Source organism: Aeromicrobium sp. CF4.19, from assembly GCF_051262555.1.
Lineage (GTDB): Bacteria > Actinomycetota > Actinomycetes > Propionibacteriales > Nocardioidaceae > Aeromicrobium.
In genome coordinates, this window is record NZ_JBIMEU010000013.1 from 1 (window position 1) to 13,812 (window position 13,812).

At 70.5% G+C, this 13,812-nt stretch carries 14 protein-coding genes and 1 riboswitch; of the genes, 12 read left to right on the forward strand and 2 right to left on the reverse strand.

Features of this window, described 5'->3' with window-relative positions; translation table 11 throughout:
• Positions 1-290: 290 nt before the first annotated feature.
• The 3 genes from ACHAAC_RS16855 to ilvC all read left to right on the forward strand — a co-directional run bounded on the left by ACHAAC_RS16855 (position 291) and on the right by ilvC (position 3,710).
• Entirely contained in the window at positions 291-2,081 is a 1,791-nt protein-coding gene (locus ACHAAC_RS16855) for an acetolactate synthase large subunit (protein ID WP_435717478.1), read from the forward strand.
• Positions 2,081-2,611: an acetolactate synthase small subunit gene (gene ilvN, locus ACHAAC_RS16860; RefSeq protein WP_435717479.1), complete on the forward strand. Its 531-nt coding sequence runs from the start codon at positions 2,081-2,083 to the stop codon at positions 2,609-2,611. The genes ACHAAC_RS16855 and ilvN overlap by 1 nt, the downstream gene beginning before the upstream one ends.
• A gap of 73 nt (positions 2,612-2,684) precedes the next feature.
• Positions 2,685-3,710 carry a ketol-acid reductoisomerase gene (gene ilvC, locus ACHAAC_RS16865; RefSeq protein WP_435717480.1) on the forward strand — a complete coding sequence of 342 codons (1,026 nt, stop codon included), beginning with the start codon at positions 2,685-2,687 and terminating at the stop codon, positions 3,708-3,710.
• 44 nt (positions 3,711-3,754) lie between these two features.
• Here the strand turns inward: ilvC and ACHAAC_RS16870 are convergent, their stop codons facing one another.
• Positions 3,755-5,209: a PLP-dependent aminotransferase family protein gene (locus ACHAAC_RS16870; protein WP_435717481.1), complete on the reverse strand. Its 1,455-nt coding sequence runs from the start codon at positions 5,207-5,209 to the stop codon at positions 3,755-3,757.
• A gap of 60 nt (positions 5,210-5,269) precedes the next feature.
• Here ACHAAC_RS16870 and ACHAAC_RS16875 point away from each other — a divergent pair, with 60 nt between their 5' ends.
• From ACHAAC_RS16875 to ACHAAC_RS16905, 7 genes are all read left to right on the forward strand, one after another.
• Positions 5,270-5,431 carry a hypothetical protein gene (locus ACHAAC_RS16875; protein ID WP_435717482.1) on the forward strand — a complete coding sequence of 54 codons (162 nt, stop codon included), beginning with the start codon at positions 5,270-5,272 and terminating at the stop codon, positions 5,429-5,431.
• A complete protein-coding gene (locus ACHAAC_RS16880) occupies positions 5,428-6,006 on the forward strand; it encodes a YczE/YyaS/YitT family protein (RefSeq protein WP_435717483.1) in 579 nt (192 codons plus the stop codon). The genes ACHAAC_RS16875 and ACHAAC_RS16880 overlap by 4 nt, the downstream gene beginning before the upstream one ends.
• 31 nt (positions 6,007-6,037) lie before the next feature.
• Positions 6,038-6,132, forward strand: a riboswitch (TPP riboswitch).
• Positions 6,122-6,913 (forward strand): hydroxyethylthiazole kinase, encoded by a 792-nt coding sequence (thiM, locus tag ACHAAC_RS16885; protein ID WP_435717484.1) that lies wholly within the window; start codon positions 6,122-6,124, stop codon positions 6,911-6,913. It overlaps the preceding riboswitch by 11 nt.
• Positions 6,910-7,539 carry a thiamine phosphate synthase gene (thiE, locus tag ACHAAC_RS16890; RefSeq protein WP_435717485.1) on the forward strand — a complete coding sequence of 210 codons (630 nt, stop codon included), beginning with the start codon at positions 6,910-6,912 and terminating at the stop codon, positions 7,537-7,539. Before thiM ends, thiE begins: the two co-directional genes overlap by 4 nt.
• On the forward strand, positions 7,536-8,333 hold the full coding sequence (gene thiD, locus ACHAAC_RS16895) for a bifunctional hydroxymethylpyrimidine kinase/phosphomethylpyrimidine kinase (RefSeq protein ID WP_435717486.1): 798 nt from the start codon (positions 7,536-7,538) through the stop codon (positions 8,331-8,333). Before thiE ends, thiD begins: the two co-directional genes overlap by 4 nt.
• 121 nt (positions 8,334-8,454) lie before the next feature.
• Positions 8,455-9,126, forward strand: coding sequence for a TenA family protein (locus ACHAAC_RS16900; protein WP_435717487.1), 672 nt, complete (start codon positions 8,455-8,457; stop codon positions 9,124-9,126).
• Positions 9,127-9,180: 54 nt separating this feature from the next.
• Complete coding sequence (locus tag ACHAAC_RS16905; RefSeq protein ID WP_435717488.1) at positions 9,181-10,482, forward strand: hypothetical protein; 1,302 nt, start codon at positions 9,181-9,183, stop codon at positions 10,480-10,482.
• A gap of 1 nt (position 10,483) precedes the next feature.
• Here the strand turns inward: ACHAAC_RS16905 and ACHAAC_RS16910 are convergent, their stop codons facing one another.
• Positions 10,484-11,047, reverse strand: coding sequence for an O-methyltransferase (locus ACHAAC_RS16910; RefSeq protein ID WP_435717489.1), 564 nt, complete (start codon positions 11,045-11,047; stop codon positions 10,484-10,486).
• A 506-nt stretch (positions 11,048-11,553) separates the two neighbouring features.
• Between ACHAAC_RS16910 and ACHAAC_RS16915 the strand changes: the two genes are divergently transcribed.
• Positions 11,554-12,630: a 3-isopropylmalate dehydrogenase gene (locus tag ACHAAC_RS16915; protein ID WP_435717490.1), complete on the forward strand. Its 1,077-nt coding sequence runs from the start codon at positions 11,554-11,556 to the stop codon at positions 12,628-12,630.
• 65 nt (positions 12,631-12,695) lie between these two features.
• On the forward strand, positions 12,696-13,790 hold the full coding sequence (locus ACHAAC_RS16920) for a branched-chain amino acid aminotransferase (RefSeq protein WP_435717511.1): 1,095 nt from the start codon (positions 12,696-12,698) through the stop codon (positions 13,788-13,790).
• The last annotated feature ends 22 nt before the right edge of the window (positions 13,791-13,812 follow it).

Genomic DNA, 13,812 nt, shown 5'->3' on the forward strand with positions numbered 1-13,812 from the left:
TCCTGCACGAGAATCTTTCGTCTGCACGGGTTGCTTCCCGTGCACACGAAGGGAAACCGTGCAGATGCGGTGCCAACAGGTCCGCATGTTGGTACGCGATGTCTCACCCCTTGATAAAGCCGGGGCCGGGGGTCAGACTGACCGGGTGCACGTGGAGCTTCTAGTAGTAGACGACTGACGCGACGACCCTGCCGGTCTCCGCGTCCCCCTCTGTTGCCATGATTCGGCCAGGGGGTTTTTTCATGCAGAGCGCCACTCACGCAGCAGCGCCCACCTCGAACGAAGGACAGATGATGACGGAGCAGGTCACGACGCCGGGCCAGGAGACGCTGACGGGCGCGCAGAGCCTCGTCCGCTCCCTCGAGCACGCTGGTGTCGAGGTCATCTTCGGCATCCCCGGCGGCGCCATCCTGCCGGCCTACGACCCGCTCTTCGACTCCGCCATCCGCCACGTCCTGGTGCGGCACGAGCAGGGTGCGGGTCATGCCGCGCAGGGCTACGCGATGGCCACCGGCCGTGTCGGTGTGTGCATGGCGACCTCCGGCCCCGGGGCGACCAACCTCGTGACCGCCATCGCCGACGCCCACATGGACTCGGTCCCGATGGTGGCGATCACCGGCCAGGTCGCCAGCGGTGCGATCGGGACGGACGCGTTCCAGGAGGCGGACATCCGGGGCATCACGATGCCGATCACCAAGCACAGCTACCTCGTCACCGATCCCGCCGACATCCCGCGCGTCGTGGCCGAGGCCTTCCACATCGCCGGCACGGGTCGGCCAGGCCCCGTCCTCGTGGACGTCGCCAAGGACGCACTGCAGCACACCACCACCTTCGCGTGGCCGCACGAGCTCGCCCTTCCCGGCTACCGACCGACGACCCGGCCGCACGGCAAGCAGGTGCGCGAGGCCGCCCGGCTGGTGGCAGCGGCCAAGCGACCCGTGCTCTACGTCGGCGGCGGCGTCATCAAGGCCGAGGCATCGGCCGAGCTCGCCGTGCTCGCCGAGCTCACCCAGATCCCGGTCGTCACGACGCTGATGGCGCGCGGCGCGTTCCCGGACTCCCACGAGCTCAACCTCGGCATGCCCGGCATGCACGGCACGGTGGCGGCGGTCGCCGCCCTGCAGAAGTCGGACCTGCTGATCTCGCTCGGAGCCCGCTTCGACGACCGTGTCACCGGCCAGCTCTCCAGCTTCGCGCCCGGGGCCAAGGTCATCCACGCCGACATCGACCCGGCCGAGATCTCCAAGAACCGCACCGCCGACGTGCCGATCGTGGGCGACTGCCGCGAGGTGATCGCCGAGCTCATCGTGACCCTGCGCAAGATCGCCGACGAGGACGGCCTCCATGGCGACTACACCGCCTGGCGCGACCAGATGCTCGGCGTCAAGGCCAAGTTCCCGGTGGGCTACGACAAGCCCGACGAGGGGCTGGCCCCGCAGACGGTCATCGAGCGGCTCAGCGCCATCGCGGGACCGGAGGCCACCTACGTCGCCGGCGTCGGCCAGCACCAGATGTGGGCCGCGCACTTCGTGGACTACGAGCGCCCACGCCAGTGGCTCAACTCCGGCGGCGCCGGGACCATGGGGTACGCGGTGCCGGCCGCCATGGGAGCCCAGATGGGCCTGCCGGGCTCCGTCGTGTGGGCCATCGACGGCGACGGCTGCTTCCAGATGACCAACCAGGAGCTCGCCACCTGCGCCCTGGAGGGCATCCCGATCAAGGTGGCGGTCATCAACAACTCCTCGCTCGGCATGGTGCGCCAGTGGCAGACCCTGTTCTACGAGGGCCGCTACTCCAGCACCGACCTCAACACCGGGCCGGAGTCCATCGGCGCACGGCGCATCCCCGACTTCCTCAAGCTCGCCGAGGCCTACGGCTGCGTGGGTCTGCGCTGCGACAGCGAGGACGACCTCGACGCGACCATCAAGGAGGCGATGGCGATCACGGACCGGCCGGTCGTGATCGACTTCGTCGTCGAGCGCGACGCCATGGTCTGGCCGATGGTCGCCGCCGGCACGAGCAACGACGACATCAAGATCGCCAGGGACCTGGCGCCCGAGTGGGAAGATGAGGACCTCTGATGGCACAACACACGCTGAGCGTGCTGGTGGAGAACACCCCCGGTGCGCTCGCCCGCGTCTCCAGCCTGTTCATGCGCCGTGGCTTCAACATCGACTCTCTCGCGGTCGGTCCCACCGAGATTCCCGAGATCTCGCGGATGACGATCGTCGTGAGCGTCGACGAGCTGCCGCTGGAGCAGGTGACCAAGCAGCTGAACAAGCTCATCAACGTGCTCAAGATCGTCGAGCTCGACTCCGCGTCCGCGGTGGAGCGTGAGCTCATGCTGATCAAGGTCAAGACCGACCCCCAGACCCGCGGCCAGGTGCTCGAGACCGTGCAGCTGTTCCGCGCCAAGGTGGTGGACGTCGCCACCGACGCGGTGACGATCGAGGCCACCGGCGACGCGGGCAAGCTCACGGCCATGCTGAACGTGCTCGAGCCGTTCGGCATCCGCGAGATCGCCCAGTCAGGGCGCGTGGCCATCGGCCGCGGTGCTCGATCCATCACCGACCGCACGATGCGCACCGTGCCGACCCAGCACAGTGCCTGACCCCCGGCCCGCCCACCCAAGGGCCTGAACCCTGATCCAGACCACCCACCCGAACCACCGAGGAGCACCCACCGTGGCTGACATGTTCTACGACGACGACGCCGACCTCTCCATCATCCAGGGCAAGAACGTGGCCGTGATCGGCTACGGCAGCCAGGGCCACGCCCACGCGCTGAACCTGCGCGACTCCGGGGTCGACGTGCGCGTCGGTCTTGCGGAGGGTTCGCGGAGCAAGGCCAAGGCCGAGGCGGAAGGACTGCGCGTGCTGTCCGTGGCCGAGGCCGTGGAGGAGGCCGACGTCGTCGTCATCCTCACTCCCGACCAGGTGCAGCGCACCGTCTACGCCGACTCGATCGCCCCGCACCTTGCTGCCGGGGACACGCTGCTGTTCTGCCACGGCTTCAACATCCGCTTCGGCTACATCGAGGCCCCGGAGGGTGTCGACGTCGTCCTCGTCGCCCCCAAGGCGCCCGGCCACACGGTCCGTCGCGAGTTCGTGGACGGCCGCGGCATCCCCGACATCATCGCTGTCGAGCAGGATGCCTCCGGTTCGGCCTGGGACCTCGCGCTGTCCTACGCCAAGGCCATCGGCGGCACTCGGGCCGGCGTCATCAGGACGACGTTCACCGAGGAGACCGAGACGGATCTCTTCGGCGAGCAGGCCGTGCTGTGCGGTGGCATGTCGCACCTCGTGCAGGCCGGGTTCGAGACGCTCACCGAGGCGGGCTACCAGCCCGAGATCGCCTACTTCGAGGTGCTGCACGAGCTCAAGCTGATCGTCGACCTGATGTGGGAGGGCGGCATCGCCAAGCAGCGCTGGAGCATCTCCGACACGGCCGAGTACGGCGACTACGTCTCCGGGCCGCGGATCGTCGACGCGAGCGTCAAGGAGCGGATGCAGGAGGTCCTGTCCGACATCCAGGACGGCACCTTCGCCAAGCGCTTCATCGACGACCAGGACAACGGTGCCAAGGAGTTCAACGCGCTGCGCGAGAAGGAGGCGGGCCACTCCATCGAGGCCACCGGCAAGACGCTGCGCTCGCACTTCTCCTGGCAGCAGGAGGACACGGACTACACCGAGGGCAGTGCTGCTCGTTGACGGTTCGTCACCGGGGGCACTGATTCCCGCCGGCATGCTCGGCCTCAGGCGATGAGGTCGAGCGTGCCGGTGGCGGTGGCCTCCTGATGCGCGGGACGTGTCCCCTCGACGTCGTCCCAGGCCAGACGTAGTCGACGCACGGCCTCGCTGAGGACGGCCGGGGTCCGGGTGTACGGCAGGCGGAGGCGACGCTCGCCGAGCGACGTCGGCCCGCTGACGAAGCGTGGCCCGGGCGTCAGCAGGAGGTCGTGGCGCGCGGCGGCGGTCACCAGGCGGGACGACGTGGGCCTCGGCAGCTCGGCCCAGAGGCTGAGCCCGCCGGCGGGACACGGTGCGGTGATCTCGGGGAGGTGCTCGGCCAGCTCGCCGAGCAGGTGATCGCGGGCCGCGCGGGAACGGGCTCGCCCGGCCGCGGCGGTCTGCCCGCCCTCGGTCAGCAGCTCGGTGACCACCAGCTGCTCGAAGGCGGAGCTGCCGAGGTCGTCGGCCATGCGGTGCTGCACGAGCGGGGTGATGAGCTCGTGCGGGGCGCGGATCCACCCCACCCGCAGCCCGCCCCAGAACTCCTTGGATGCCGATCCGACGAGGACGGCTCGGTCGTCGTGCTGTGCCAGCGAGGGTGGGAGCTCGAGCCCGTCGAGGTTGACCTCGCGCAGGGACTCATCCACCACCTGCAGGACGTCGTGGCGGCGGACCAGCCGGACCCACTCGAGGCGCGTCTGCGCATCCATGACGGCTCCGGTCGGGTTGTGGAACTCGGGGATGACGTAGGCGGCGTGGTGGCGTCCTCCGGCCAGGAGTGCAGCGAGCGCCTCGGTGTCCCACGGGTCGTCCCCGGCCGGCAAGGGTGACAGGCGCGCGCCGGTGGCGACGAACGACTCCAGGGCGTGGGGGTAGGACGTCGCCTCCACGACCACCCTCCGGCCGGGCGCCATGATCGTGCGGGCCACGAGGGACAGCGCACCCATCGCGCCGCTGGTGACGATCACCTGGTCCGGCGACGTGTCCAGGCCCCGGCTGCGGTACCGCTCGGCCAGCGCCTCGCGCAGTGCGGGCAGGCCGTCCGGCAGGTAGCCGGAGGTCGTGAGCAGTCCGTCGGCGCGAGCGAGTGCAGCCTCGAAGGCGCGGGTCAGGCCCGGCGGGCCGGAGGGGGCGGCGTAGGTGAGGGCGATGGTGTTCTCGTCCCGTGGGTCGGTGATCAGGGAGCTGGCGCCGGAGCGGGACAGCGGCACCCGCACGATGCTCCCGGACCCGCGGCGCGACTCCAGCAGTCCGGCGTCGCGCAGCTCGGCGTAGGCGCGGGTGGTGGTGGTCCGGCTCAGCCGCAGTGCGGTGGCGAGCTCGCGCTCGCTGGGCAGCCTGACCCCGTCGGGGACGCGGCCGTCCTTCACCAGCAGCCGCATCCGGTCCGCCACGACCCGGTACAGGGGCACGCTGTCCGCCTGGAGGTCGGTCCCGAGCAGGGTTGCCAGCCGGCTGGCCGACAGGACGGTGGTCATGAGGCCACTCTTGCACGATTGGCTATGGATTCAAAGGCCAATGGCGAGCACGATGAAGCCATGCTCTTCGTGATCCTCGTCGTCCTGCTGCTGGTGTGGGCCGTGTGGCGGACCGTCGTGCTCGTGCGCACCGACGGCCTGGGCTCGCGGCCTGCGCCGCGCAGCCACGCGGAGCAGACCCTCGGGTCCACCTGGCCCCAGCAGGACGACTGGAACCGATGATCGCCCGCCTGGTCCAGCTCATGGGCGGCCTCGTCCTCTACGGGGTCACGATGGCGATGCTCGTGCGATCGGGCCTCGGACTGGACCCCTGGGACGTCTTCCACGAGGGCATGACCCACCACGTGCCACTCACGTTCGGCCAGGTGGTGATCCTCACCGGCGTGTTCCTGCTGCTGCTCTGGGTGCCGTTGCGGCAGCGTCCCGGCGTCGGGACCGTCCTCAACGTCATCGTCATCGGCCTGGCCGCCGATCTCGGCCTGGCGCTCATCCCGACGTCCGACCTCCTCGTCTGGCAGGCGCTGCTGCTCGTCGGCGGCATCGTGGGCAACGGCGTCGCGGGCGCCCTCTACATCGGGGCCAGGCTCGGCCCGGGGCCCCGTGACGGCCTGTGGCTCGGGCTCGTGGAGCGGACGGGGCGCAGCGTGCGCTTCTGGCGCACGACGCTGGAGCTCACGGTCCTGGTGGTCGGCTTCGTCCTGGGCGGGACCGTGGGCGTGGGCACCGTGGCCTACGCCCTTGCCATCGGTCCGGTGGTGCAGGCCGTCCTGCCCCGCGTCGACGTCCACCGCCGATGACTGGCCGCCCGCGGCTGATTGCTACGGTGTCGGCGCAAGGCCGGGGTGCCCCACCGACGGGGCTGAGATCACACCCGCACACCTGATCCGGTTCGTACCGGCGGAGGGAGCCCACGTGACGGACACGTCCGCACTCACCACCATCCACCGCGCCCTGCGGGAGCGCTCACCGCTCGTCCAGTGCCTGACCAACTACGTCTCGATGGATCTCGCAGCCAACGTGCTCAACGCAGCGGGCGCCTCGCCGGCGATGGTCCACGACGAGCGGGAGGCCGGCGAGATGGCCGGTATCGCATCGGCCGTCGTGGCCAACATCGGCACGCTCAGTCCGCCGTGGATCGCGGGCATGCATGCCGCCGTCTCGGTGGCGCACGAGCGTGGCATCCCCTGGGTGCTCGACCCGGTCGCCGTCGGCGCCACGGCCTACCGTCGTGAGTCCGCCACCGCACTGCTGGGGCACCACCCCACGGTGATCCGGGGCAACGCGAGCGAGGTCGTGGCGCTCGCGACCGCAGCCGGCGCCGGCCGGGGGGTCGACTCCACGCACGACTCCACCGACGTGCTCGACGAGGCGATCGCGCTGGCCGCCTCCACCGGGGCCGTCGTGGTGGTGAGCGGCGCGACCGACGTCATCACCGACGGCGCGCGCACCGTGCACGTGACCGGCGGTGATCCCCGGATGCCGCTGATCTCCGCGCTCGGCTGCTCCGCCACGGCTCTCGTGGCGGCGTGCGCGGCGGTGAGCGACGACGCCGTCGACGCGGCAACCGTCGCGATGGCGATGCTGGCCGCGGCAGGGGAGCGGGCGGGCGAGCGGGCCGACGGGCCCGGGACGCTGCGCGTGCACCTGCTCGACGCTCTTGCCGCGCTGGAGGACGAGGCCGTGGCCGCCGTGGTCGCGCGATGACCCTCGACCTGTCGGTCTACCTCGTGACCGAGCCGATGGTGGGGCTGCCCGAGGTGGTCAGCGCTGCCGTGACCGGGGGCGTGGACCTCGTCCAGCTCCGCGACAAGACGGCCACCAGTCGTGAGCTCGCGGGGGCGGCCATCCGGTTGCGCGCGCTCACCTCGGCGCGGGGGGTGCCGCTCGTGGTCAACGACGACATGGAGGCGGCGCGGGTCGCCGACGGGATCCACGTCGGTGCCGACGACCTGACGCCGGCTGAGGCGCGAGCGACGCTCGGGCCCCGGGCCGTGGTGGGGTGGTCGATCAACGGCGTCGACCAGCTGGACGACGTGGAGGGCCTCGCCGCGTGCACGTACGTCGCGGTCAGCCCTGTGTGGGCCACGGGCACCAAGCCCGACCACCAGCCACCGCTGGGCCTGGACGGTCTTCGCGCCGTGGTGGAGGCGGTCGCCGGTCGGTGCCCGGTCGTCGGCATCGGGGGCATCGACGGGACCAACGCCGCCGAGGTCGTCCGCGCCGGCGCCGAGGGCGTGGCCGTGGTGAGCGCCATCTGCCGCGCCGAGGATCCAGCGGAGGCGACGAGGAGTCTGCGGTCCGCGGTGGAGCAGGGCAGGTGGCAGCGATGAGCCGGGTCCCCGTCATGCTCAGCATCGCCGGGTCCGACCCCTCCGGCGGGGCCGGCATCCAGGCCGACGTCAAGACGGCGACGGCACTCGGGGTCTATGCGGGCGCCGTCCTGACGGCTCTCACGGCCCAGAACACCACCGGTGTGCAAGGCATCCACGCCGTCCCGACGGCGTTCGTCGCGCAGCAGCTGGAGAGCGTGCTGTCCGACCTCGACGTCGGTGCCGTGAAGATCGGGATGCTCGGAGGTCCCGACGTCGCTGCCTGCGTCGCCGAGGCGTTGCGCCGGAACCCCGTCCGGCACGTCGTGCTCGACCCGGTCATGGTGGCGTCCTCCGGGGACCAGCTCGTCCCCGACGAGACGGTCGAGGTCATCGCGGCCGAGCTGCTGCCCCTCGCGACCGTCGTCACGCCGAACGTCCCGGAGGCCGAGATCCTCACCGGGACCTCGATCACGGACGTCGCCGGGCAGGAACGTGCCGGCCACCTGCTCGTGCAGGCAGGTGCGGCTGCCGCCCTCGTCAAGGGTGGGCACCTCGACGGTGCCGAGAGCGTCGACGTGCTGGTGACCCGGGACGGCGTCCGGCACCTCTCGGCCCCCCGGGTCCGGACCGAGCACACGCATGGCACGGGCTGCACGTTGTCCTCGGCCGTGGCGTCCTTCCTGGTGCGGGGGGAGTCGGTCGACGCCGCGGTCGGGCGGGCCAAGGACTACCTCGTCGCCGCGTTGGCCTCGGGCTCTCGACGCGACGTCGGGTCCGGACGCGGCCCCGTCGACCACCTGGCCGGCCGATGAGCTGGGGGCACCGCCCTGCACGGAGCGCAGCGGAGTGCTTGGGGGCGCGCCAGCGAGTGAACCGAAGGCACGTCATCGCGCCGCCGGTGTTTTCTTCGCACCTTCTGACAGCGGTGGCGCGATGAGCGCCGCCGAGGCGGCGTGGACCGCCGCATCCGGGTGGTTCGGAGCCATCGTGGAGCACCCGTTCGTGGTCGAGCTGGGGGACGGGTCGTTGCCCGAGGAGGCCTTCACCCGCTACCTCGTCGACGACGCCCACTACCTCGACCGTTATGCCCGCGTCCTCGCGCAGCTGGCCGTGCGCGGCGCCGGGGTCCGCGACGTCGAGCTGTTCGCCTCCGCGGCCACCGGTGCCGTGGTGGCGGAGCGTGAGCTGCACACCGGGTGGCTGGGGTCTCGTGGGCTCGACCCGGATGCGCCGGGCGTCGCTGAGCCGAGCCCGACCTGTCGGGCCTACACCGGCTTCCTGCTCGAGATGGCGGTCTCGGCACCGTTCGACGTCGCGGTCGCGGCCGTGCTGCCGTGCTTTCGTGTCTACGCCGAGGTGGGCCGGCACCTCGCTGCCGAGGTCGGCGACGACCACCCCTACGCGGCGTGGATCCGGACCTATGCGGACCCCGAGTTCGACGCAGCCGTCCGGCGGGCCGAGGACTGCCTGGATCGCGTGACGCGTGACGAGCCGGCCGTCATCGACGCCTACCTCACGGCGACCCGCTTCGAGTGGATGTTCTGGGACGCCGCCTGGAGAGGCGAGCGCTGGCCGGGGTCAGGACGTACGAGCCCGCCTCGATGAGACGCGTCGACACGCAGGGGCCGGCCGGCTGGCTCGTGGCAGGATGAGTCACCCATGCAGTCGCCACTCGTCGAAGGTCGACGCTTCCTGATCTGCCACTCGATCATTCACGACATCATGGGCTCCACCGTCGTGACACTCGACCTCGCCGAGTATCTGCGCGACGCCGGGGCAGACGTGCTCGTCTACGCGGCGTACGTCGGGACGCCCGCTGATGAGATCTTCTCCGACCGGGGGATCGACGTCGTGGACGACGAGGGTGTGAAGGGCCTGTCCTTCGCCGAGTTCGACGTCGTCTGGGTCAACAGCCAGGTGCTGCCCGTGGCGATGCTGGACCAGCTCGCCGACCCGCCACCGGGATCGATGCCGGCCTTCGTGTTCCTGCACATGTCTCCGTTGCCCATCGCTCCCGATGAGCACCCGTACATCATCGGTCTGGAGGAGCGGCTGGCGTCGTTGAGCCTGTTCAACTCCGTTGAGTCGCGAACCGCTCTCGTCGCGTACTTCGATCAGAGTCCTGCGGTGGCCCTGTACCCCAACCCGGCACCCATCGCCTTCTCGCGTGTCCGACCGATCACGAGGCCCTCGCCGCAGAAGGTCCTGGTGGTGACCAATCATGCGGCGCCCGAGCTCATGGAGGCCAAGCAGGTGCTCCGCGAGCGCGGGCTCGACGTGCGCCACGTCGGACGAGCGGTCGGGGACCAGACGTTGATCACCGCCGACCTCGTGGGTGGGGCGGACGTCGTCGTCACGATCGGCAAGACAGTCCAGTACTGCTTGGTGGCCGGAGTCCCCGTGTTCGTCTATGACAAGCACGGCGGCTACGGCTACCTCGATGACGAGCGGCTCGACCACGCGGCGACACACAACTTCTCGGGTCGCGAGGGTCGTCGGCTGACCGCCGAGCAGATCGCCGAGGAGATCCTCGCGGGCTACTCCACCGCTGTCGCCTTCCACGCCCAGCGGCGCGAACAGCTGGTCGAGACGTACTCCATCGACCGTGTCGTTCCCCGCGTCCTCGAGGAGCTGGTCGTGCGGGAGATCGCGCCCCTGGAGCCCCGTCTTCTGAAGGCCGTTCGCAGCGCGGAGACCTTCGGGGCACGCTTCTACCGATACTGGGGGCGCATCACGAACGACACCCGCAGGATCGAGAGGATCGAGAGGGACCTCCAGGAGGCTCGAGACGCCCACGAGGTGGCCCGCCGGCGTCATGAGTCGGACGAGGTGACCATCACTGGCCTGCACGCGGAGATCGAGCGGCTGCACGGCACGTGGACCTTCCGGGTGGGACGCGTGGTCGTGCGGCCGGCCTCGGCGGTCGCACGGGCCCTGAGGTCGCTCCTGCCCGGCAGGTAGCTCAGCGTCGCGTGGCGATGATCAGCGAGGCACCCTCGTCGATCATCATCTCCACGGCGGCGAAGCGTTCGTCGACGAGCCAGCTCTCGCGCACCGTGTCCACCTGCCCGTCCACGATGGGCGGCCAGTGGGCCGAGGGCACGAAGTCGTCGAGCACGGCGATTCCGCCCGGCTCCATCAGGTCGGCCAGGACGTCGATGTTCTCCATCACCTCGCGGACGTCGACGAAGAGCAGGGAGAACGGTGCGTACTGCTCCAGCGAGGACCAGTCTCCGGAGACGATGTCGACGTTCTCGACGTCTGCGAAGATCCTCTGCACGTCCTCGGCGAGTGCGGGGTCCAGCTCCGCGCTGACGATGCGCGCGCCCTTCGGAGCCCCGCTGGACAGCCAGGCCGAGCCGACACCGGTTCCGGTGCCGAGCTCGGCGAGCGTGCCACTGCACGCTGCGGCGAGGGTCGCGAGCAACCGTCCGGTCTCGTGCCGGGTGGAGGTGATGAACCCCAGCTGGCGGGAGAGGTCGAGTGTCCTGGAGACGAGCTCGGGGACCTCGGAGGGGGCACTCATCCGGCCAGTCTCCATCACCGTCCCCGAGGCGCCAGCGGCGCATCTCATCGAGCGAGACACGCCGTGCGAATGCCGGACAGCACGATGAGGGGGATGTCATGCTGATCCCGTGCGGAAGCAGCTCGTAGTCATCGCTTGCCGCGGCAGGGCCTCATAGGGCCACTCCCTGCCGCGGAGTTCTGGCGTTGGTCCGACGCTCCGCCGCAGGGATCCGGATCCCATCCGATCCGTCTCTGAACTCTCGGTCGACCACCGGGCACGTGGCCCCGGCGGGCGTCGGTACCTCGCCGATCCCGCCGTCCGTGACACCGACCGAGAGGATGATCGACCATGAATTCCACGCTCTTCGAGTGGGGCCCCGCCCACCTGCGCGACGACGCGATCAGCACCGAGCTCGAGCTGGTCGAACGCCCGGACGACAACTGAGCCGTCCCATCACGCGACGAGGCGTCCGCCATCCGGGATCCGGTTCCCGGATGGTGAGACGCTCGTCCTAGGATCGAGACATGACCGCTTACTCCCTCGCCCTCGTCCCCGGCGACGGCATCGGACCAGAGGTGACCTCCCAGGCCCTCTCCGTGCTGCGCGCCGTCGCCACCGACCACGACATCTCCCTGGAGACCACGGAGTACGACCTCGGTGCGCGGCGCTGGCACGCCACGGGCGAGACGCTGCCCGACAGCGTCCTCGCGGAGATCCGCGGCCACGACGCCATCCTGCTGGGTGCCGTCGGTGACCCCGGCGTGCCGTCCGGGGTTCTGGAGCGCGGGCTGCTGCTGAAGCTGCGCTTCGAGCTGGACCACTACGTCAACCTGCGACCGAGCCGGCTCTTCCCGGGCGTCCCGACGCCGCTGGCCGAGAGCGTCACCGGTCTGGGTGAGATCGACTTCGTCGTGGTGCGGGAGGGCACCGAGGGTCCGTACGTCGGCAACGGCGGCGCCATCCGTGTCGGCACACCGCAGGAGGTGGCCACCGAGGTCAGCCTCAACACGGCCTTCGGTGTCGAGCGAGTGGTGCGCGACGCCTTCGCCCGCGCCCAGGCCCGACCCCGCCGCAAGCTCACCCTCGTGCACAAGAACAACGTCCTCGTGCACGCCGGCCACCTGTGGAGCCGCACGGTCGACGCCGTCGCCGTCGAGTACCCCGACGTGGCGGTCGACTACCTGCACGTCGACGCCGCGACCATCTTCCTGGCCACCGATCCGTCGCGCTTCGACGTCATCGTCACCGACAACCTGTTCGGCGACATCCTGACCGACCTCGCGGCAGCCGTGACCGGAGGCATCGGCCTGGCCGCGAGCGGCAACGTCAACCCCGATCGCACGGCGCCCAGCATGTTCGAGCCCGTGCACGGCTCGGCGCCGGACATCGCGGGCCAGTCCAAGGCCGATCCCACGGCAGCGATCCTCTCCGGCGCCCTCCTGCTGGAGCACCTGGGCCACCCGGAGGCCGCTGCGCAGATCGCCACGGCCGTCGAGGCGGACATCTCCGCCCGGTCCGGACACAACGGTGCAGTGCGCAGCACCGAGGAGGTGGGGGAGGCCATCGCGTCACGCGCGGCCGGGCAGGTACGGACGGTCTGACCCGACCTCCCGAGCCCGTGCCCGACCCTGTACCCGACTCTGGGGAAGGAAGTACCGTGACCACCATGACCCCCCCGCCGTTCCGGAGCCGACGAGAGCATCATGACGACCCGCGCAGTGCTACAGAGCGCGACGCGATCCTCGCCGACCCTGGCTTCGGCAGCCACTTCACCGACCACATGTTCCTCACCGAGTGGACTCCGGACGCCGGCTGGCACGACGCTCGCGTCGTGCCGTACGGACCGCTGTCCCTGGACCCGGCGACGGCTGTCCTGCACTACGCGCAGGAGATCTTCGAGGGCCTCAAGGCCTACTCCCACATCGACGGCTCCATCTGGCTGTTCCGGCCCGAGGCGAACGCCGCTCGGATGCGCCGCTCGGCCTGGCGGCTAGCCTTGCCCGAGCTGCCCGACGAGTGGTTCCTCGGCTCCATCCGCGACCTCGTCGAGGCAGATCGCGCCTGGGTGCCGCACGGTGGTGAGACGAGCCTGTACCTGCGGCCCTTCATGTTCGCCTCCGAGGTCTTCCTCGGCGTCCGCCCCAGCAAGCACGTGACCTACAGCGTCATCGCCTCCCCGGCCGGCGCGTACTTCCCGGGCGGGGTCAAGCCGATCTCCATCTGGCTGTCCGAGGAGTTCTCCCGCGCCGCCACCGGTGGGACCGGGGCCGCCAAGTGCGGCGGCAACTACGCCGCCAGCCTGCTGCCGCAGCAGGAGGCCATCGAGAACGGCTGCGCGCAGGTGGCCTTCCTCGACGCCGACGAGCACCGCTGGATCGAGGAGCTCGGCGGCATGAACCTGTACTTCGTGCAGTCCGACGGCTCGATCGTCACGCCGGCGCTCACCGGCTCGATCCTGGAGGGCATCACCCGCGACTCCATCCTGCAGATCGCCCGCGACCTCGGCCACGAGGTCATCGAGCGTCGGATCAGCATCGATGAGTGGCGCGACGGAACGGCCGACGGCACGATCACCGAGGTCTTCGCCTGCGGCACGGCTGCGGTGGTCACGCCTGTCGGCGCGCTGAAGTGGAACGGCGGCCAGGCGGTCGCCGGTGACGGTGAGGCCGGCAAGGTCACGATGGACGTCCGGTCCGCCCTCGTCGACCTGCAGTACGGCCGCGCGGACGACCCCCACGGCTGGATGACCCGCATCGCCTGAAAGAGCGCGGCAGTGTGGTTGC